Raw genomic sequence first — 16,469 nt, 5'->3', positions numbered from 1 at the left:
TTCCGCTTTGGTGCAGAGTAACGACGGCCCCCGCCCAAGACAACAGCCCCGGCACCTCAGTCACTTGCGCGGCGGATCGGCCACGGTATCGGGCCACGTGTCCGACATCGGGCCGCCGGTCACTGGATCGCGCTCCGGGCAGGGCAGGGCGGCGATTTGGGCGCCGAAGCGGTGCCCGGCATCCACGGCCGCACGCTCGACCGATGGCGCTTCCTGGCCCGGCGGATAGGCCCCCACTACCGCGAAGCCCGGCCGGCACTCGAGGCAGCGATGACCGAACCCCGCCGGCAGCACCAGCGCGTCGCCGGGCGCGACGTCGAGATCCTCGCCCGCCTCGCCGCCGATCCGCAGCCGGGCGCTGCCGGCGACGCAAAGCAGCGCCTCATGCGCGTCGGGGTGGAAATGGTGATAATCGAAGACGCCCCAGCGCCAGATCCCGCCCCAGCCATGGCGTCGCAGCAAAGCTTCCGCCGCCTCGGGCGCGAAGGCGCGCGCATAAAGCAGCGCCGGCCAGCGCGGGTGGTTCGGAATGCCGCCATTGGCGGCGACGCGGATGCGGCGGACAGGGCTCATGCGCAGTATCCTAGACGCCCGCGGCCCCTCGGCAACGCCGCGCTTGCGCCACGCCGCCGGGTCTCTAATCTCGGCCCGATCCCCAACCCCGTCGGGAGGCGCCATGTCCGAGAACAAGACCCTGCCCACCGGCGCCAGCGTCGAGGCGTTCCTCGAGGCAGTGACCCCGGACCGCCGACGCGAGGACGCCCTGGCACTGGATGCGCTGTTCCGGGAAGTGACCGGTTTCGTGCCGCAGATGTGGGGGCCGTCGATCGTGGGCTACGGCTCCTACGACTACGTCTACGAGAGCGGCCATGCCGGACGCTTCCTCGCCACCGGGTTTTCGCCTCGAAAGGCCAATCTCGTGCTCTACATCATGCCGGGATACGACGAGGCCAACCCGATCCTTGCCCGGCTGGGCAAGCACCGGATGGGAAAGTCGTGCCTTTACATCAACAAGCTCGCCGACGTGGATCGCGGCGCGCTGGCGGAGCTGATCCGGCACGGGCTCGACCGGCTGGCGGGGTATTGGCCGGTGCATCCGATCTGAGCGGCGGCGCGCGCCAGGGATCGCCATGACCGAAGAGGACACCCCGCTCAGGGGCCGCTGGATCGCCATGGCAGCGCTGTTGGTGGCGGGTTTCATGAACCTGATCGACGTCACCATCGTCAACGTCGCCATCCCCTCGCTGCAGGACGCCTTTCAAGCCAGCGACAGCCAGATCGAATGGGTCGTCGCGGCCTATATCCTGAGCTTCGCGCTGTTTCTGCTGCCCGCCGGTCGTCTCGGCGACGTGGTCGGGCGGCGGCGGATGTTCGTGATCGGGGTCGCGGTCTTCACCATCGCTTCGGCGCTATGCGGCCTCGCGCCCGGCATCGGCAGCCTCGTGGCCGCGCGGGTGCTGCAGGGCTTGGGCGGCGCGATGATGACGCCGCAGACGCTGGCGCTGGTGCCGGCGCTGTTCCCGCCGCGCGAACGCGGTGCCGCCTTCGCGCTGTTCGGGCTTTCGGCCGGGCTCGCCAGCGTCGCCGGCCCGCTCTTGGGCGGGGTGCTGATCGGGGCCGATATCATGGGGCTCGACTGGCGGCCGATCTTTCTCGTCAATATCCCGGTCGGCGCGGTGGCGGTGCTCGGGGCGCTGCGCTTCGTGCCCAAGGTGCCGGGCGACGCGGCGCTCAGGCTCGACCTCGTCGGCATGGCGCTGGCGGGCACCGGGCTGATGCTGCTGCTGTTTCCGCTGATCGAGGGGCGTCAGCTCGGCTGGCCCGTCTGGGTTTTCGCGATGATGGTCGCCGCCATGCCGACCGGCGCGGGCTTCGTCGCATGGCAGCGGCGGCAGGCGCGGCGGGGGGCGCCGCAGCTGATCCCGGCGAGCCTTCTGGCGAATGCCGACTACGTCACCGGCTCGGTGCTGGCGACGCTGCTCTTCGCCGGCATCCCCGGCTTCTTCCTCGTCTTCGCGATCTTCCTGCAGGTGGGCTACGGGCTGACGCCGCTCGAATCCGGAATCACCACCATGCCGTTCTCGCTCGGGGTGCTGGGCGCATCGGTCCTGTCGGGCCGTCTCGGGACCCGCTGGCCGCGCGAGCGGATCACGGCAGGCGCGGTGCTGCTGGTGATCGGCATGACCGCGCTGCGGCTGATGCTCCCCGAGGCGGGCGAGGCGCTGTCGCGCGCGGCTTTCATCCTGCCTCTGGCGCTCTCGGGGCTCGGCCTCGGCACCGCCGTCTCGCCGCTGTTCCAGACGGTGCTCGCCAACGTCGCCGACCGCGACACCGGCGCGGGCTCGGGCGCGCTGCAAAGCTTCCAGCAGGTCGGCGGCGCGCTGGGCGTGGCGGTGATGGGACAGCTGTTCTTCGGGATGCTGCGCGGGGGCGGCGGCTATCCGGATGCGCTGACGGCCGCGCTGTGGTTCAACGCGGCCGCCTTCGTCGCCGTGGCGCTGCTGGTCTGGCGGCTGCCCGAGCCGCGCCTCGTGCCGGGGCAGGGACCGGGCGGAAAGCCCGAGCCCACCCCGGCGGAATGATCACAGCGTCAGCTGGTAGCTGTGCGGCACCCAGGCAAAGCCGTCATCCACCGCCATGACGTAGCCCGCCCCCGGGAAGGGCATGTGGTAGCCGATCACCGGCATCTTGCGTTCGGCTGCCATCGACAGCACCCGGCGCCGGGTCTCGACCGCCATCTCCTTGTCGGAATCGAAGCTGACATGCCAATCGGGCTCGCCCACCGACCAGACGTAGTGGTTGGCGGTATCGGCCATCAGCAGCAACTCGCCTTCGCTCCCCGCCACGGTGAAGACGAGGTGGCCCGGCGTATGGCCGAAGGCCGCCATCGCGGTGAGCGGGCCGACCTGGTCGCCGTCCTCGAGGAATTGCAGTTCCCCCTCGAGCGGCCGCACCTTGGCCTCGAAGCCCTCGTTGTTCTGTCCGGCCCAGTGGTCGAACTCGACCCGGCCCGCGTGATGCGAGGCGTTGGGAAAGGTCTTTTCCCCGGCCTCGGTCATCAGCCCGCCGATATGGTCGCCATGCATGTGGGTCAGCACCACGTGGGTGACGTCCCCGGGCGAGCGGCCGGAGGCCTCCAGCGCCGCGGTGATGCCCGCCGCGTCGAGGCCGGTATCGACGAGGATCACGTCCTCGCCCGCCTCGACCAGCACCGGGTTGAAGAAGAACCGCGCCTCGTCGGAGGGGATGAAGTTCTCCTCGCTGACCTGCGCGAAGGTCTCGTCGTCGACATTGAGCCCGAAGATCGAGTGCGGCTCGGGCACGACGCGGCTGCCGGCAAGCAGGGTGGTCACCTTGACATCGCCCAGCGTAAAGGCGCGGTGCGTCGGAAGCTCGACCGCGTCGCCCGAGGGCGCGGTCTGGGCAATGGCGGTACCGGGCAGGCCCGCACTCGCAGCCAGCGGCAGCGCCGCGCCGGCCATGAGCGCCGCGCGGCGGCTGATGGAATGTGACATCTCACGTCTCCTCTGCGTTGTATGACGCAAAGGTTAGGGCATGCCGGGGCTTTGCCTAGCGCGGGGATGCACAAAGCCCCTGCATCACAGCCACCATTGGTCGATCGCGGCGATGTCGTCGTCGGACCAGCCGAAATGATGGGCGAATTCATGCACCGTCACATGCGCCACCATCTCGGCCACGGTCACGTCGCCGCGCTCGGCCCATTCGTCGAGGATCGGCCGCCGGAACAGCCAGACCACGTCCGGGCCCTGCGGCACGTCCCAGTTCGACTTCTCGGTCATCGGCGTGCCGTCATAGAGCCCTGTCAGCTCGAACGGCTCCATCTCCATCTGCTCGAGAATGTCGTCGGGCGCGAAATCGACGACGCGCAGCGCCACCTCTGCGGCCGCGCGGCGGAACGGCTCGGGCAGGGTGGCGATGACATGGCGCGCGATCGTCTCGATCTCATCGAGACTGGGCGCGAGAGGGCTGCCCGCGAAGGGGTCGGATGTGCTGTCCATGGCCCCCGATATGGACAAAACGGCCCGCCTGTGAAAGAGCCCATGGCGAACAGGAGAGCCCCATGACAACGACCCGTTTCGCCCCGTCCCCCACCGGTTGGCTGCATATCGGCAACCTGCGCGCCGCGCTGTTCAACCATGCCATCGCGCGCCAACAGGGCGGCGAGTTCATCCTGCGCATCGACGACACCGACCAGGAGCGCTCGAAGCCCGAATACGTGGACGGCATCCTCGAGGCGCTGGATTGGCTCGGCATCACCCATGACCGGGTGGAACGGCAATCCGACCGGATGGAGCGCTACGCGGCGGCGCGCGAGAAGCTGGTGGCCGACGGGCGGCTCTACGAATGCTTCGAGACCCCGACCGAGCTCGACCTCAAGCGCAAGAAGCAGCTCAACATGGGCAAGCCGCCGGTCTATGACCGGGCGGCTCTCGACCTGTCTGAAGAGGAAAAGAACCGGCTGCGCGCCGAGCGCGGCAGCCATTGGCGCTTCAAACTCGACCGCGAGCGGATCGAGTGGGAGGACGGCATCCTCGGGCCGATCTCGATCGATGCCGCGAGCGTGTCGGACCCGGTTCTGATCAAGGAAAGCGGGCAGGTGCTCTACACCTTCGCCTCCTCGGTGGACGATGCCGAGATGGGCATCACCGACGTGGTGCGCGGCTCGGACCACGTGACCAACACCGCGACGCAGATCCAGATCATCCGGGCGCTGGGCTACGAGCCGCCGCGCTTCGCGCATCACTCGCTGCTCACCGGCCCGCAGGGCGAGGCGCTGTCGAAGCGGCTCGGCACGCTGTCCTTGCGCGATCTCAAGGCGGCGGGGATCGAGCCGATGGCGATCCTGAGCCTGATGGCGCGGTTGGGCTCCTCGCAGCCCGTGGAACTGCGCCAGACGCCTGCCGAGGTGATCGAGGGCTTCGACATCTCGACCTTCGGCTCGGCACCCACCAAGTTCGACCCCGCCGATCTGGAGCCGCTAACCGCGCGCTGGCTGTCGCAGCAGTCGCTTTCGGAGGTCGCCGAGGACGTGCGCGCGGCGGGGGTGCCCGAGGATCTGGCCGAGGCGTTCTGGGCCACGGTGCGCGGCAACCTCAAGACCCGCGCCACGATTGCCAAGTGGTGGGCGGTGTTCCGCGACGGCGATGCGGGCCGCGCCGAGCCCGAGGATGCCGAATTCGTGGGGCAGGCTCTGGGGATGCTGGGCGAGCCGCCCTATGGCCCCGAGACTTGGAAATCCTGGACCGACGCGGTGAAGGCCGAGACCGGCCGCAAGGGCAAGTCGCTGTTCCTGCCGCTGCGCCGCGCCGTCACCGGCATGGATCATGGCCCGGAAATGGCCGATGTCATGGCGCTGATGCAGGTCAAGCCGCGGGTCTGATCGGGCAGGACCCGGGCTTCGGGCTGGACCCGGCCCGCCCGCGCCATATCTCCCGCCTCTGACGAGGCGGGAGATCGGCCATGAAGGATTGCATCATCGTGGGCGGCGGTCCGGCGGGGCTCACCGCCGGGATCTACCTCGCCCGGTTCCTGCGCGACACGGCGCTGTTCGATGCGGGCCGGCCTCGCGCGCATCGCATTCCGCGCACCCGCAACCTGCCGGGCTACCCGGACGGGATCGAGGGGCCGGAACTGCTCGACCGGATGCGCCGCCAGCTCGATCACTACGATGTGGAGATCCGCCGCGACCACGTCACATCGGCCAGCCGCATCGATGGCGGTTTCCGGGTCGAGGCCGATGGCGGCGCGCTCGAGACGCGGATGCTGATCCTTGCCACCGGCGTCACCAACCGCCCGCCGCAGATCCCCGAGGAGATCCATGACGAAGGGGTGGCGCGCGGGCTGATCCGCTATTGTCCGATCTGCGACGCCTACGAGGTGCGCGGCAAGAAGGTGGCGATCCTCGGCTCGGGTCCGCACGCCGTGGCCGAGGGCCGCTTCGTGCGTCACTACGCCGAGGACGTGACCGTGGTGCGTCCCGAGCACGCGCCGCTCGACGATGACGGCGAGCGGGCGCTGTCCAAGGCGGGGCTGAAGATCCTGCCGTCGCATCGCCGCAAGATCCGGCTCGTCGGTGACGAGATCGTGGTCGAGATGCAGGACGGGCGCGAGGCCCGTTTCGACACGCTCTATGTCGCGCTCGGCACCGATCCGCATTCCGATCTCGCCCGCGACCTCGGCGCGGATCTGACCGAGGCGGGCTGCATCCCGGTCGACGCGCATTGCGAGACCAGCATCGAGGGGCTCTTCGCCATAGGCGACGTGATCGCCGGGCTCGACCAGATCGCCTATGGCATGGGTCATGCCGCCGTGGCGACCACGGCGATCCATAACCGGCTGCTCGGGCGCTAGCTCAGTCCTGCGCCCGGAGCACCTGCGCCGGGCGCACCTTCAGGGGCCGCCAGGCGAAGCCCAGCCCCGCCAGCAGGCTCGCCAGCGCGCCGCCCAGCACGATGCCCACGGCCGAGGACCAGATCACCGAGAAATCGGTCTCCATCACGAAGCGCGCCACGGCCCAGCCGCCGAGCACGCCGGCGCCGAGCGCCACCAGCCCGGCCGCCGCCCCCAGAAGCGCCGCGCGCAGCGCGAAGCTCGACAGGATGCGGCGACGCGAGGCGCCCAGCGTCTTGAGGATCGCCGCCTCGTAGGTGCGCGACCGCTCGCCCGCCGCCGCCGCGCCGATCAGCACCAGGAAACCGGTGAGCAGAGTGGCGGCGGCGCCGTAGCGGGTCGCGGCGGCGATGCCATCGACCACCCGGGTGACCTGATCGATCGCATCGCGGACCCGGATCGCGGTGATGTTGGGATAGGCATCGGCGAGGTCGCGCAGGATCGCGGCCTCGGCCTCCTCCGCGGCATAGACCGTCGAAATCCAGCTATGCGGCGCACCGGCGAGCGCGCCGGGGTTCATCGACATCACGAAGGCGATGGCCGCCGAGCCGAAATCGACGCGCCGCAGATTGGCGATGGTCGCGGTCACGTCGCGGCCCAGAACATTGACGGTGATCTCGTCGCCGATCCCGAGGCCAATCTCCAGCGCTTCCTCCTCGGCGAAGCTCACCAGAGGCGGGCCCGCGTAGTCCTCGGCCCACCATTCCCCCGCGACGATCTCCTCGCCATCCGGCGGCGTGGCGGAATAGGTCAGGCCGCGATCGCCATGCAGCACCCAGTGATCGGCGACCTCGCGCGCGGCCCGGCCGTTGATCTCGCTGACGATGCCGCGCAGCATCGGCGCGCTGTCGACCCGGCTGACCTGCGGATCGTCGTCGAGCCGGGCCCGGAAGCCCTCGATCTGATCAGGCTGGATGTCGACGAAGAAATAGGCGGGCGCGACCTCCGGCAGGTCGTTCTGGATCGCCCGGCGCAGATTGCCGTCGATCTGGCCCACGGCCGCCAGCACCGACAGGCCGAGCCCCAGAGACAGCACCACCGAGCCGGTCTCGCCGCCGCGCTTGCCGATCGCACCGAGCGCCAGCCGCAGGCCGGGGCGTCCGCGCAGGCCGCGGCCGAAGCGGCGCGCCAAGGCCTGCACGCCGAGCGCGGCGAGAGTCAGCAGCAACAGCGCCCCCGCGATGCCGCCCGCGGTCGAGAGGGTGAGCTTCCACGTGCCCGAGAACAGCACCGCCGCGCCCAGAAGCACCGCCAGCAGCCCGAGGATCGCGCCCATATAGCGCCGCCGGGGCAGGGCGCGGCCCGCCCCCATCGCATCGCGAAACAGCGTCGCGGCCCGCACGTTCTCGGTCCGCGCCAGCGGCCAGAGGGTGAAGATCATGGCGACCAGCGCGCCGTAGAGCGCCGCCTCGATCAGCGGGCGCGGATAGATCGCGAACTCCGCCGGGATCGGCAGCCGCGCGGTGATCAGCGGCGCCAGCGCAAGCGGCACCGCAATGCCCAGCGCCAGGCCGATGGCAAGGCCCAGCAACGTCAGCGCGCCGATCTGCAGGAAATAGGTGAGGAAGATGGTGGCGCGCGTCGCGCCCAGCGTCCTGAGCGTGGCGATGGTCGCGGTCTTGCCCGCGAGATAGGCGCGCACCGCGGCCGAGATGCCGACACCGCCCACGGCAAGGCCCGACAGGCCGATCAGCACGAGGAAGGAGCCGAGCCGGTCGATGAAGCGCTCGGTGCCGCCGGCGCCGCGCCGCGCATCGCGCCAGCGCAGCCCGCTGCCCTCGAACCGGCTCTCGGCCTCGTCCTCGAGCGCCTGCAGATCGGCTTCGGGCGGCAGGTCGAGCCGGTAGGCGGTCGAGAACAGCGTGCCCTCGGCCAGAAGCCCCGATTCCGACAGGTCATCGGCCAGTACTAGGCTGCGCGGCCCCAGACCGAAGCCGCCCGCCGCGCTGTCGGGATAGCGCGCCAGCACCGCCATCAGCACGAAGTCCTGCGTGCCGAGCCGCAGCCGGTCGCCGGGCGACAGCGCCAGCCGGTCGGCCAGCGCCCGCTCCACCACGATGCCGGGCAGGCCGTCCGCACCCGCGAAGGCCGCTTCGATCGGCATTTCCGGTTCGAGCCGGACCTCGCCCACCAGCGGATAGGCCCCGTCGACGGCGCGGATCTGGGTCAAGGCGCGCTCGGTGCCGCCATCGCGCTCGACCACCGCCATGGAGCGGAAATCCACGGTTTCCGAGACGGTGGTCGCGACGCCCTGCATCCATTCCAGCTCGGCCGGATCGGCATAGCGATAGGTCAGCTCGATCTCGGCATCGCCACCGAGGATCGCGGCGCTCTCGCGCTCCAATCCGGCCTGGATCGCCGAGCGCACCATGCCGACCGCGGCGATCGCGGCGACGCCGAGCGCCAGACAGGCGAGGAAGATGCGAAAGCCGCGCAGCCCGCCGCGCAGCTCGCGCCGCGCGAGGCGGGCGGCGAGACCGGCGCTCACGCCGCCACCCGCCCGTCGGTGAGCCGCACCACCCGGTCGCAGCGCTCGGCTAGCTCGGGCGCGTGGGTCACCATCACCAGCGTCGCGCCGTGCCGGTCGCGCAGGTCGAACAGCAGGTCCATGATCTGCGCGCCATTGGCGGCGTCGAGATTGCCGGTGGGCTCGTCGGCAAGCAGGATCTTGGGATGCGGCGCGGTGGCGCGGGCCAGCGCCACGCGCTGCTGCTCGCCGCCCGAAAGCTGGCCGGGGTAATGCCCGGCGCGGTGGCCGAGGCCGACGGCTTCCAGCTGCGCCTCGGCGCGGTCATGCGCGTCGCGCAGGCCGGCGAGTTCGAGCGGGATCGCGACGTTTTCCAGCGCCGTCATCGTCGGGATCAGGTGGAAGGATTGAAACACCACCCCCATATTGTCCCGGCGGAACCGGGCCAGAGCGTCCTCGTCCAGCGCGGTGAGATCGTGGCCCAGCGCCGCGACGGAGCCGCCGGTGGCGCGCTCCAGACCGCCCATGAGCATGAGGAGAGACGACTTGCCTGAGCCACTCGGACCCACCAGCCCCAGGGTTTCGCCCGGCGTCACGTCGAGCGTGATCCCGTGCAGGATCTCCACCGGCCCCGCATTGCCCGAAAGCGTCAGTTCGGCATCCTTCAGGGAGAGAACGGGTTCGGTCATTCGCAGGGCCTTTCTTCGCGCACGCCCCGAGCGATATGGCGTGGCGGCGGGGATGCGCAAGCTGTTGCTCCCGCTGCTGATCGCCGCAGCCCCGCTCGCGGCGCAGGCCGAGGAGCTGGTGATCGCGGCGCTGGGCGACAGCCTGACCGCCGGATACGGTCTGCCGCAGGGTGAGGGGCTGGTGCCACAGCTGCAGGAATGGCTCGATGCCGAGGGCGCCGACGTGCGGCTGATCAATGCCGGGGTTTCGGGCGACACCTCGGCGGGCGGGCTGGCGCGCACCGACTGGACGCTCACGCCCGAGGTCGACGCGATGATCGTGGCGCTGGGCGGCAACGATTATTTGCGCGGTCTCGACCCTGACGAGATGCGCGCCAACATCGACGGCATCCTCGACAAGGCCGAGGCGGCCGAGGTCGAGACGCTGCTGGTGGGGATCAAGGCGGGGCCGAACTACGGCGCCGATTACGCGCAGGCCTTTGACGCCGCCTATGCCGATCTCGCGCAGGAGCACGAGGTTCCGCTCTACCCGGATTTCTTCGCGCCGCTGCAGGAGGGGCGCGGCGTCGACGAGGCCCGGCGCGCCTATCTGCAGCCCGACGGCCTTCACCCCAATGCCGAGGGCGTGGCGCTGATCGTCGAGGCGCTGGGCCCGGAGGTGCTGGCGCTGGCCGAGCGGGCGCGCGCGGGTGAATCGCGGGCCGAGCTGCGCTAGACTTCTCCCATGGCAACAGAGGGAGGTTCATGCCATGTCCGTCGCCAAGGTCACGGAAATCATCGCCGCCTCGCCAGACAGCTTCGATGACGCGGTGAAGAAGGGGATCGAGCGCGCATCCGAGACGCTTTCGGGCATCACGAGCGCTTGGGTCTCGGAGCAGAAGGTCGCGGTGGAGGGCGGCCGCATCACTGAGTATCGCGTCGCGATGCGGGTCACCTTCATTCTCGAGGATTGAAGGGAGCCGAGCAGCCGCAAGCCGGTCCCGGAAAGCTGACCCCAGACGAAAACGGGCGCGGCCAGCGCCGCGCCCGTTCGAAATTCCTGGCGAAGGGACCGGATCGGCCCCCGCGTCTTACATCGGCTTGAGGTTCACCGCCGATTCGCGGCCGTCGCGACCGGCTTCGATGTCGAAGCTGATCTTCTGGTTGTCGGCGAGGCCGGTCAGGCCCGAACGCTCAACGGCGGAGATGTGGACGAACACGTCCTTCTTGCCGCCATCGGGAGCGATGAAGCCGTAGCCTTTGGTGGTGTTGAACCATTTCACGGTGCCGGTAGCCATCGTGCTGTCTTCCTTAACAAGTACCCGCTCGCGGAATTGCAGCGGTCTTCGGCTCTGTCAGTGCTGATCGAGGGACTGAGGCCGTAAAGGAGACAGTGGTCGATAGAGGTAACGTCGCCTTGTCCAGTTAACCCGAATCGGCCAGAAAATCAATTCGCATTCGGAGGCGTCGCAGCCGAGCCGGCGGCGCGTCGCGCGCCCCGCGGCAGCGCGGTCCGGCAGTCCCGGGGGAGCGATGAAAAGCGAGATCTGCATCTGGCGGACCGATGGCACGGTCACGCGGCGCCTCTCCTGCGCGGGCCGGATCGAGGCCCCCAACTGGTGCGCCGATGGCGCGATCCTCGTGAACGCCGATGGGCGCCTTTGGAGACTCGCGCCGGGGGCGGAGCGGCTGGAGCCGGTCGAGACGGGCTTCGCCACGCGGCTCAACAACGACCACGCGCCGGCGCCCGACGGCTCGGTCATCGCGATCTCGGACAAGGTCGAGACCGGCGCCGCCTGCATCTATCTCGTGCCGATGACGGGCGGTGCGCCGCGCCGGCTCACGCGGCAGGTGCCCTCGTGGATGCATGGCTGGAGCCCCGACGGGCGGCAGGTGGTCCATGCCGGTGCGCGCGATGGCGGCCCCGTGGGGATCTACCTCACCGATGTGGAAACCGGGGCGGAGCGCTGCGTGACCGCCGGTTTCGACCATGCCGACGGGCCGGATTTCTCGGCCGACGGGCACTGGATCTGGTTCAACGGCGAGCGCGACGGCGCGGTCGATATCTGGCGCGTCCACCCCGACGGCACCGGGGCCGAGCGGATGAGCGACGGGCCGGGCATCGACTGGTTCCCGCACCCCTCGCCGGATGGCCGCCACGTCGTTCACCTGCGCTACCCTCCGGGCACCAAGGGCCATCCCGCCGATCTCGAGGTGGCGTTGTGGCTGATGCCGCAATCGGGCGGGGCAGGGCGCGAAATCGTTCAGATGCGCGGCGGTCAGGGCAGCATCAACGTGCCCTCATGGGCGCCCGATTCCTCCGCCTTCGCCTTCGTGAGGTACCCGGCATGAGCACGGGCTGGCCGCAGGCCCGGGCGGGGCAGGCGATCGGGCTTCTGGGCGGGTCGTTCGATCCGGCGCATGAGGGGCACATGGCGATCACGCTCGAGGCGATCCGGCGGTTCCGGCTGGACCGCGTCTGGTGGCTGGTCAGCCCGGGCAACCCGCTCAAGCCGCGCGGCCCGGCGCCGATGACGCAGCGGATCGCGCAGGCCGAGCAGGTGGCACAGCACCCGAAAGTCCGTGTCACCGACATCGAGGCGCGGCTCGGTACCCGCTACACCGCGCAGACCATCGCGCGGTTGAAGGCGCGCTACCCGGGCGTCGATTTCGTCTGGCTGATGGGGGCCGACAATCTCGTGCAGCTGCATCGCTGGCAGGATTGGCGGCGCATCGTCGAAACGGTGCCGATGGGCGTCTTCGCGCGGCCCGGCGACCGGCTGGCGGCGCGATTGTCGCAGGCGGCGCGGGTTTATCGCGGGGCCCGGCTGCCGATGCACGCGGCCGAAGGGCTGGCGCGCGCCCCGGCCCCGGCCTGGTGCTTCGTCAACCTGCCGATGTCGGCCGCTTCCTCGACCGCGATCCGCGCCGATGGCGACTGGCCGGGCGGCGGCTGAAAACTTGCGAAACCGTGAGGCGCGGGGCGTTGTCTCGACCCGCCCGCGCGCTCTATCTAACGGGTATGAAAGCACGACTGACCCGACGCGGGCTGCTCATTGGCGGCCTTTCCATGGCCGCCTCCGCCACGATGGCGCAGCCATTGACCTCATTGCGCCCGCAGGCCCGGCCCGATGGCGCCGTGGCGCTCGATGCGCAGCCCTCCGGGCTGCGTCCGAAGCTGCGCGATTCCACCGCCCGCTTCGTCGAGGAGGCGCGACTTGGCGGCCGGACCGGCTTCGTCGCGCTCGATGCCCGCACGGGCGAAATCCTCGACCAGCATGACGCCTATACGCGGCTGCCACCCGCTTCGGTGGCCAAGGCGATCACCGCGCTCTACGCGCTCGAGGCGCTCGGGAGCGATTTCCGCTTCGAGACCACGCTCGTGGCCACCGGGCCGATCGAGAACGGCATCGTGCAGGGCGACCTCGTGCTCGCCGGGACCGGCGATCCGACGCTGGATACGGACGCGCTGGCCGAGATGGCGCTCGAGCTCAAGGCGAAGGGCGTGCGCGGTGTCGCCGGCGGGTTCGTGGTCTGGGGCGGCGCGGTACCGCAGCAGAGCCAGATCGACCCGGTGCAGCTGCCGCATCTAGGCTACAACCCGGCGGTCTCGGGGCTCAACCTCAACTACAACCGCATCTATTTCTCGTGGGCGCGGTCGGGCGGCGACTACGAGTTGTCGCTCGATGCGCGTGGCACCAACACCCGTCCCGAGGTCTCTCTGGCGACGATGGAGGCGGTGGATCGCGGCACGCCGGTCTACACCTACGCGCAGAAAGACGGCGTCGACGTCTGGACCGTGGGCCGTCGCTATCTCGGCGACAGCGGCTCGCGCTGGCTGCCGGTGCGCCGCCCGGCGCTCTATGCGGGGCAGGTCTTCGCGGCGCTGGCCGAGGAGCAGGGGATCGAGCTCGGGACCGTCTCCGAGGCGGCCTCGGCACCGCGCGGCACGGTTCTGGTGCGGCACCAAAGCGCCGATCTGACCAAGCTGATCCGCGACATGCTGCTCTATTCGACCAATCTGATCGCCGAGCAGATCGGCCTCGCGGCCTCGGTCGCGCGCGGCACCGGCGTGACCGACCTGCCCGGATCGGGACGGGCCATGTCGGACTGGGTCGAGACGCGCTTCGGCGCGGCGCCGGACCTCGTCGATCATTCGGGGCTGGGCGGCGCCAGCCGGATCAGCGCCATGCAGATGGCCAAGATCCTCGCCACGCCGCAATCGCGCGAGGAGTTGCGGCCGCTGCTGAAGTCGATCCGCCTCTTTGGCCCGCGTGGCGAGGCGCTGCCGCGGCCGCCGGGCGTGGTGGTGGCCAAGACCGGCACGCTCAACTTCGTCAGTGCGCTGGCGGGCTACGAACGGACGCTGGGCGGGCGCGACATCGCCTTCGCGATCTTCTCGGGCGATGTCGCGCGCCGGATCGACGCGCAGGACGAGGAGGAGGAACGCCCCGAGGGCGCGCGGACCTATAACAGCCGCGCCAAGTGGCTGCAGCAAAGGCTGCTGCAGCGCTGGGGCATCGCCTATGCGGCCAAGGCGGAAACCACCAACTAGGGCCCGAGGGGCCCGCGCCGGGGCCCGCCCGTCAGATCCGGGCGCCCCGGCCGCGCGGCCCCATGAAGAACCACACGATCAGGCCCAGCACCGGCAGGATCAGGATGGCGAGCGTCCAGAGCACCTTCTTGCCGGTCGAGGCGGATGAGGTGATGACGTTCCAGATGGCATAGAGGTCGAGCAGGAAGACGATCAGTCCGAAGATGCGCATGGCACGGCCCTTTCATGGCTATGCCCGCTGAACGCGCATCCCGCCCGGCGGGGTCCGCTCAGACGGTGAGATGCCGCGCCCGCGCGCCGCGCTCGATCGCCGCCGCGTGCAGCCGGTCGATCTTCAGCTCGTAGCGGATCTCCTCGAGCATCCGGCCCTCGCCCTCGGTGACGTTGCCGTCGGCGGCCGCCACGTCGCAGGCCAGCGCGTAGGCGGTCTCGTAGAGCCGCTCGGGCAGTGCCTCGCGGATCAGCCCGAACAGCGCGTCGAGCCCGTCCTCCTGTTCCAGCAGGTCGAACACGGTGCTGGCCATGCCCGACAGGTCGTCGCCGTAATCGGCGAAGACCGGCAGGTGGTTGACCATGTTGGAGATCTTCACGAGCTCCGATGTGCGGATGTTCTCGTCCGAAGCCGAGACGGCGATCATCAGCGCCACCAGCGCATCCTGCGCGGTCAGGGAAGGGGTGTCGCTCATGGGTCTGGCTCCTTGCATTCAGGGGCCAATTTATTGACGCCGTGACCCCCCCGCAATAGGAGAGCCGGGATCATTCCCAAGAGGTGACACGATGTCCGAGATGCGCGACGCGGCGATGCAGAGCAAGGCCTGGCCCTTCGAAGAGGCGCGCGCGCTCTTGAAACGGTTGGGCGGCAAGGACCCCGAGAAGGGATACGTGCTGTTCGAGACCGGCTACGGTCCCTCGGGGCTGCCGCATATCGGTACCTTCGGCGAGGTGCTGCGCACCACGATGATCCGCCGCGCCTTCGAGGCGATCTCGGACATCCCGACGCGGCTGGTCTGCTTCTCGGACGATCTCGACGGCATGCGCAAGGTGCCCGAGAACGTGCCGAACCAGGAGATGATGCACGAGAACCTGCAGCGGCCGCTGACCTCCGTGCCCGATCCTTTCGGCACACATGACAGCTTCGGCGGGCACAACAACGCCATGCTGCGCCGCTTCCTCGACACCTTCGGCTTCGAATACGAGTTCATCTCGGCGACCGAATTCTATCGCTCGGGCAAGTTCGACGACACGCTCAAGCTCGCCACCGAGCGCTATGACGACATCATGGCGATCATGCTGAAGAGCTTGCGCGACGAGCGGCGCGAGACCTATTCGTGCTTCCTGCCGATCCACCCCGAGACCGGCCGCGTGCTCTACGTGCCGATGAAGCACGTCGATGCCAAGGAGCACACCGTCACCTTCGACGACGAGGACGGCCGCGAATGGACGCTGCCAGTGACGGGTGGCAACGTGAAGCTGCAGTGGAAGCCCGATTTCGGCGCGCGCTGGGCGGCGCTCGGTGTCGATTTCGAGATGTATGGCAAGGACCACTCGACCAACACGCCGATCTATGACGGGATCTGCAAGGTGCTGGGCGGCCGCGCGCCGCACCACTTCACCTACGAGCTGTTCCTCGACGATCAGGGCCAGAAGATCTCCAAGTCCAAGGGCAACGGCCTGACCATGGACGAGTGGCTGAGCTACGCCTCGACGGATTCCTTGAGCTACTTCATGTATCTCAAGCCCAAGACCGCGAAGCGGATGCATTTCGACGTCATCCCCAAGATGGTGGACGAATATCACCAGCAGCTGCGCGCCTATCCGGGGCAGGATCTCAAGGCACGGCTCGCCAACCCGGTGCATCACATCCACCAGGGCGAGGTGCCCGCCTCTGACATGGTGGTGCCGTTCCAGATGCTGTTGAACCTCGTCTCGGTGTCGGGCGCCGAGGACAAGGACACGCTGTGGGGCTTCATCCGTCGCTACGCGCCCGAGGCCAGCCCCGAGACGCATCCCGGCCTCGACGCCGCGGCGGGCTTCGCGATCCGCTATTACGAGGATCGCGTGAAGCCGACCAAGACCTACCGCGCGCCCACCGACGAGGAGCGTGCCGCGCTCGAGGACCTGCGCGCACGGCTTGCCGCGTGGGAGGGCGGGGCGGATGCCGATGGGCTGCAATCCGAGGTCTTCGCGGTGGGCCGCGAGCGGGCGTTCGAGCCGATGCGCGCCTGGTTCAAGGCGCTTTACGAGGTGTTGCTCGGTGCCTCCGAGGGGCCGCGTTTCGGCGGCTTCATCGCGCTTTACGGTGTCGAGAACACGATCGCGCTGATCGACCGGGCGCTGGCGGGCGAGCTCTCCGCCTGAGGTCACGGGG

Annotated in this window: 18 protein-coding genes; 10 read left to right on the top strand and 8 right to left on the bottom strand. The window is 69.5% G+C overall.

From position 1 onward, the window contains the following. Positions 1-60: 60 nt before the first annotated feature. Positions 61-573 carry a cupin domain-containing protein gene (locus ACRAQ3_RS11655; RefSeq protein WP_432254730.1) on the bottom strand — a complete coding sequence of 171 codons (513 nt, stop codon included), beginning with the start codon at positions 571-573 and terminating at the stop codon, positions 61-63. Positions 574-676: 103 nt separating this feature from the next. On the opposite strand from ACRAQ3_RS11655, the gene ACRAQ3_RS11650 reads away from it, so the two are divergent. After that, positions 677-1,105, top strand: coding sequence for a DUF1801 domain-containing protein (locus ACRAQ3_RS11650; RefSeq protein ID WP_432254729.1), 429 nt, complete (start codon positions 677-679; stop codon positions 1,103-1,105). A gap of 25 nt (positions 1,106-1,130) precedes the next feature. Next, positions 1,131-2,582: an MFS transporter gene (locus ACRAQ3_RS11645; protein ID WP_432254728.1), complete on the top strand. Its 1,452-nt coding sequence runs from the start codon at positions 1,131-1,133 to the stop codon at positions 2,580-2,582. On the opposite strand, the gene ACRAQ3_RS11640 is transcribed toward ACRAQ3_RS11645, so the two are convergent. Both ACRAQ3_RS11640 and ACRAQ3_RS11635 read right to left on the bottom strand, forming a co-directional pair. After that, positions 2,583-3,515, bottom strand: a complete 933-nt coding sequence (locus ACRAQ3_RS11640) for an MBL fold metallo-hydrolase (protein WP_432254727.1) — start codon at positions 3,513-3,515, stop codon at positions 2,583-2,585. Between the two features lie 84 nt (positions 3,516-3,599). Further along, positions 3,600-4,019 carry a metallopeptidase family protein gene (locus ACRAQ3_RS11635; protein ID WP_269398183.1) on the bottom strand — a complete coding sequence of 140 codons (420 nt, stop codon included), beginning with the start codon at positions 4,017-4,019 and terminating at the stop codon, positions 3,600-3,602. A gap of 62 nt (positions 4,020-4,081) precedes the next feature. Here ACRAQ3_RS11635 and gltX point away from each other — a divergent pair, with 62 nt between their 5' ends. Then, positions 4,082-5,401, top strand: coding sequence for a glutamate--tRNA ligase (gene gltX, locus ACRAQ3_RS11630; RefSeq protein ID WP_432254726.1), 1,320 nt, complete (start codon positions 4,082-4,084; stop codon positions 5,399-5,401). A gap of 80 nt (positions 5,402-5,481) precedes the next feature. Next, complete coding sequence (locus tag ACRAQ3_RS11625; RefSeq protein ID WP_432254725.1) at positions 5,482-6,372, top strand: NAD(P)/FAD-dependent oxidoreductase; 891 nt, start codon at positions 5,482-5,484, stop codon at positions 6,370-6,372. 1 nt (position 6,373) lies between these two features. Here the strand turns inward: ACRAQ3_RS11625 and ACRAQ3_RS11620 are convergent, their stop codons facing one another. Then, positions 6,374-8,899 (bottom strand): ABC transporter permease, encoded by a 2,526-nt coding sequence (locus ACRAQ3_RS11620; protein ID WP_432254724.1) that lies wholly within the window; start codon positions 8,897-8,899, stop codon positions 6,374-6,376. Next, positions 8,896-9,567, bottom strand: coding sequence for an ABC transporter ATP-binding protein (locus ACRAQ3_RS11615; protein ID WP_269398187.1), 672 nt, complete (start codon positions 9,565-9,567; stop codon positions 8,896-8,898). Before ACRAQ3_RS11615 ends, ACRAQ3_RS11620 begins: the two co-directional genes overlap by 4 nt. A 52-nt stretch (positions 9,568-9,619) precedes the next feature. Here ACRAQ3_RS11615 and ACRAQ3_RS11610 point away from each other — a divergent pair, with 52 nt between their 5' ends. Together ACRAQ3_RS11610 and ACRAQ3_RS11605 are read left to right on the top strand one after the other, a co-directional pair. Beyond that, positions 9,620-10,282 (top strand): arylesterase, encoded by a 663-nt coding sequence (locus ACRAQ3_RS11610; RefSeq protein WP_269398188.1) that lies wholly within the window; start codon positions 9,620-9,622, stop codon positions 10,280-10,282. Positions 10,283-10,316: 34 nt separating this feature from the next. Beyond that, positions 10,317-10,520, top strand: a complete 204-nt coding sequence (locus ACRAQ3_RS11605; RefSeq protein WP_085895531.1) for a dodecin family protein — start codon at positions 10,317-10,319, stop codon at positions 10,518-10,520. A gap of 117 nt (positions 10,521-10,637) precedes the next feature. On the opposite strand, the gene ACRAQ3_RS11600 is transcribed toward ACRAQ3_RS11605, so the two are convergent. Beyond that, a complete protein-coding gene (locus tag ACRAQ3_RS11600) occupies positions 10,638-10,844 on the bottom strand; it encodes a cold-shock protein (protein ID WP_085895532.1) in 207 nt (68 codons plus the stop codon). Positions 10,845-11,079: 235 nt separating this feature from the next. Between ACRAQ3_RS11600 and ACRAQ3_RS11595 the strand changes: the two genes are divergently transcribed. The 3 genes from ACRAQ3_RS11595 to dacB all read left to right on the top strand — a co-directional run bounded on the left by ACRAQ3_RS11595 (position 11,080) and on the right by dacB (position 14,101). Beyond that, positions 11,080-11,898, top strand: coding sequence for a TolB family protein (locus tag ACRAQ3_RS11595; RefSeq protein ID WP_432254723.1), 819 nt, complete (start codon positions 11,080-11,082; stop codon positions 11,896-11,898). Then, complete coding sequence (locus tag ACRAQ3_RS11590; protein ID WP_432254722.1) at positions 11,895-12,503, top strand: nicotinate-nucleotide adenylyltransferase; 609 nt, start codon at positions 11,895-11,897, stop codon at positions 12,501-12,503. The genes ACRAQ3_RS11595 and ACRAQ3_RS11590 overlap by 4 nt, the downstream gene beginning before the upstream one ends. Before the next feature lie 65 nt (positions 12,504-12,568). Continuing rightward, positions 12,569-14,101: a D-alanyl-D-alanine carboxypeptidase/D-alanyl-D-alanine endopeptidase gene (gene dacB / locus ACRAQ3_RS11585; protein ID WP_432254721.1), complete on the top strand. Its 1,533-nt coding sequence runs from the start codon at positions 12,569-12,571 to the stop codon at positions 14,099-14,101. A gap of 31 nt (positions 14,102-14,132) precedes the next feature. On the opposite strand, the gene ACRAQ3_RS11580 is transcribed toward dacB, so the two are convergent. Further along, the gene (locus ACRAQ3_RS11580) at positions 14,133-14,312 is read right to left on the bottom strand and encodes a PLD nuclease N-terminal domain-containing protein (protein ID WP_085895535.1); all 180 of its coding nucleotides are present in this window, start codon (positions 14,310-14,312) and stop codon (positions 14,133-14,135) included. A 58-nt stretch (positions 14,313-14,370) separates the two neighbouring features. Further along, entirely contained in the window at positions 14,371-14,787 is a 417-nt protein-coding gene (locus tag ACRAQ3_RS11575; RefSeq protein WP_269398192.1) for a tellurite resistance TerB family protein, read from the bottom strand. 91 nt (positions 14,788-14,878) lie between these two features. Here ACRAQ3_RS11575 and ACRAQ3_RS11570 point away from each other — a divergent pair, with 91 nt between their 5' ends. Further along, entirely contained in the window at positions 14,879-16,459 is a 1,581-nt protein-coding gene (locus ACRAQ3_RS11570) for a lysine--tRNA ligase (protein ID WP_432254720.1), read from the top strand. The last annotated feature ends 10 nt before the right edge of the window (positions 16,460-16,469 follow it).

The organism is Limimaricola sp. AA108-03 (genome assembly GCF_050847355.1).
In the GTDB taxonomy this organism is placed as follows: domain Bacteria; phylum Pseudomonadota; class Alphaproteobacteria; order Rhodobacterales; family Rhodobacteraceae; genus Limimaricola.
Note: the sequence above shows the minus strand (reverse complement) of the source record. Positions and strands in the feature narration are given on the sequence as shown.

Excerpts from the sequence above, each read along its gene's own strand:
- ACRAQ3_RS11655 (WP_432254730.1), bottom strand. The coding sequence starts at position 573 with ATGAGCCCTGTCCGCCGCATCCGCGTCGCCGCCAATGGCGGCATTCCG.
- ACRAQ3_RS11650 (WP_432254729.1), top strand. The coding sequence starts at position 677 with ATGTCCGAGAACAAGACCCTGCCCACCGGCGCCAGCGTCGAGGCGTTC.
- ACRAQ3_RS11645 (WP_432254728.1), top strand. The coding sequence starts at position 1,131 with ATGACCGAAGAGGACACCCCGCTCAGGGGCCGCTGGATCGCCATGGCA.
- ACRAQ3_RS11640 (WP_432254727.1), bottom strand. The coding sequence starts at position 3,515 with ATGTCACATTCCATCAGCCGCCGCGCGGCGCTCATGGCCGGCGCGGCG.
- ACRAQ3_RS11635 (WP_269398183.1), bottom strand. The coding sequence starts at position 4,019 with ATGGACAGCACATCCGACCCCTTCGCGGGCAGCCCTCTCGCGCCCAGT.
- gltX (WP_432254726.1), top strand. The coding sequence starts at position 4,082 with ATGACAACGACCCGTTTCGCCCCGTCCCCCACCGGTTGGCTGCATATC.
- ACRAQ3_RS11625 (WP_432254725.1), top strand. The coding sequence starts at position 5,482 with ATGAAGGATTGCATCATCGTGGGCGGCGGTCCGGCGGGGCTCACCGCC.
- ACRAQ3_RS11615 (WP_269398187.1), bottom strand. The coding sequence starts at position 9,567 with ATGACCGAACCCGTTCTCTCCCTGAAGGATGCCGAACTGACGCTTTCG.
- ACRAQ3_RS11610 (WP_269398188.1), top strand. The coding sequence starts at position 9,620 with ATGCGCAAGCTGTTGCTCCCGCTGCTGATCGCCGCAGCCCCGCTCGCG.
- ACRAQ3_RS11605 (WP_085895531.1), top strand. The coding sequence starts at position 10,317 with ATGTCCGTCGCCAAGGTCACGGAAATCATCGCCGCCTCGCCAGACAGC.
- ACRAQ3_RS11600 (WP_085895532.1), bottom strand. The coding sequence starts at position 10,844 with ATGGCTACCGGCACCGTGAAATGGTTCAACACCACCAAAGGCTACGGC.
- ACRAQ3_RS11595 (WP_432254723.1), top strand. The coding sequence starts at position 11,080 with ATGAAAAGCGAGATCTGCATCTGGCGGACCGATGGCACGGTCACGCGG.
- ACRAQ3_RS11590 (WP_432254722.1), top strand. The coding sequence starts at position 11,895 with ATGAGCACGGGCTGGCCGCAGGCCCGGGCGGGGCAGGCGATCGGGCTT.
- dacB (WP_432254721.1), top strand. The coding sequence starts at position 12,569 with ATGAAAGCACGACTGACCCGACGCGGGCTGCTCATTGGCGGCCTTTCC.
- ACRAQ3_RS11580 (WP_085895535.1), bottom strand. The coding sequence starts at position 14,312 with ATGCGCATCTTCGGACTGATCGTCTTCCTGCTCGACCTCTATGCCATC.
- ACRAQ3_RS11575 (WP_269398192.1), bottom strand. The coding sequence starts at position 14,787 with ATGAGCGACACCCCTTCCCTGACCGCGCAGGATGCGCTGGTGGCGCTG.
- ACRAQ3_RS11570 (WP_432254720.1), top strand. The coding sequence starts at position 14,879 with ATGTCCGAGATGCGCGACGCGGCGATGCAGAGCAAGGCCTGGCCCTTC.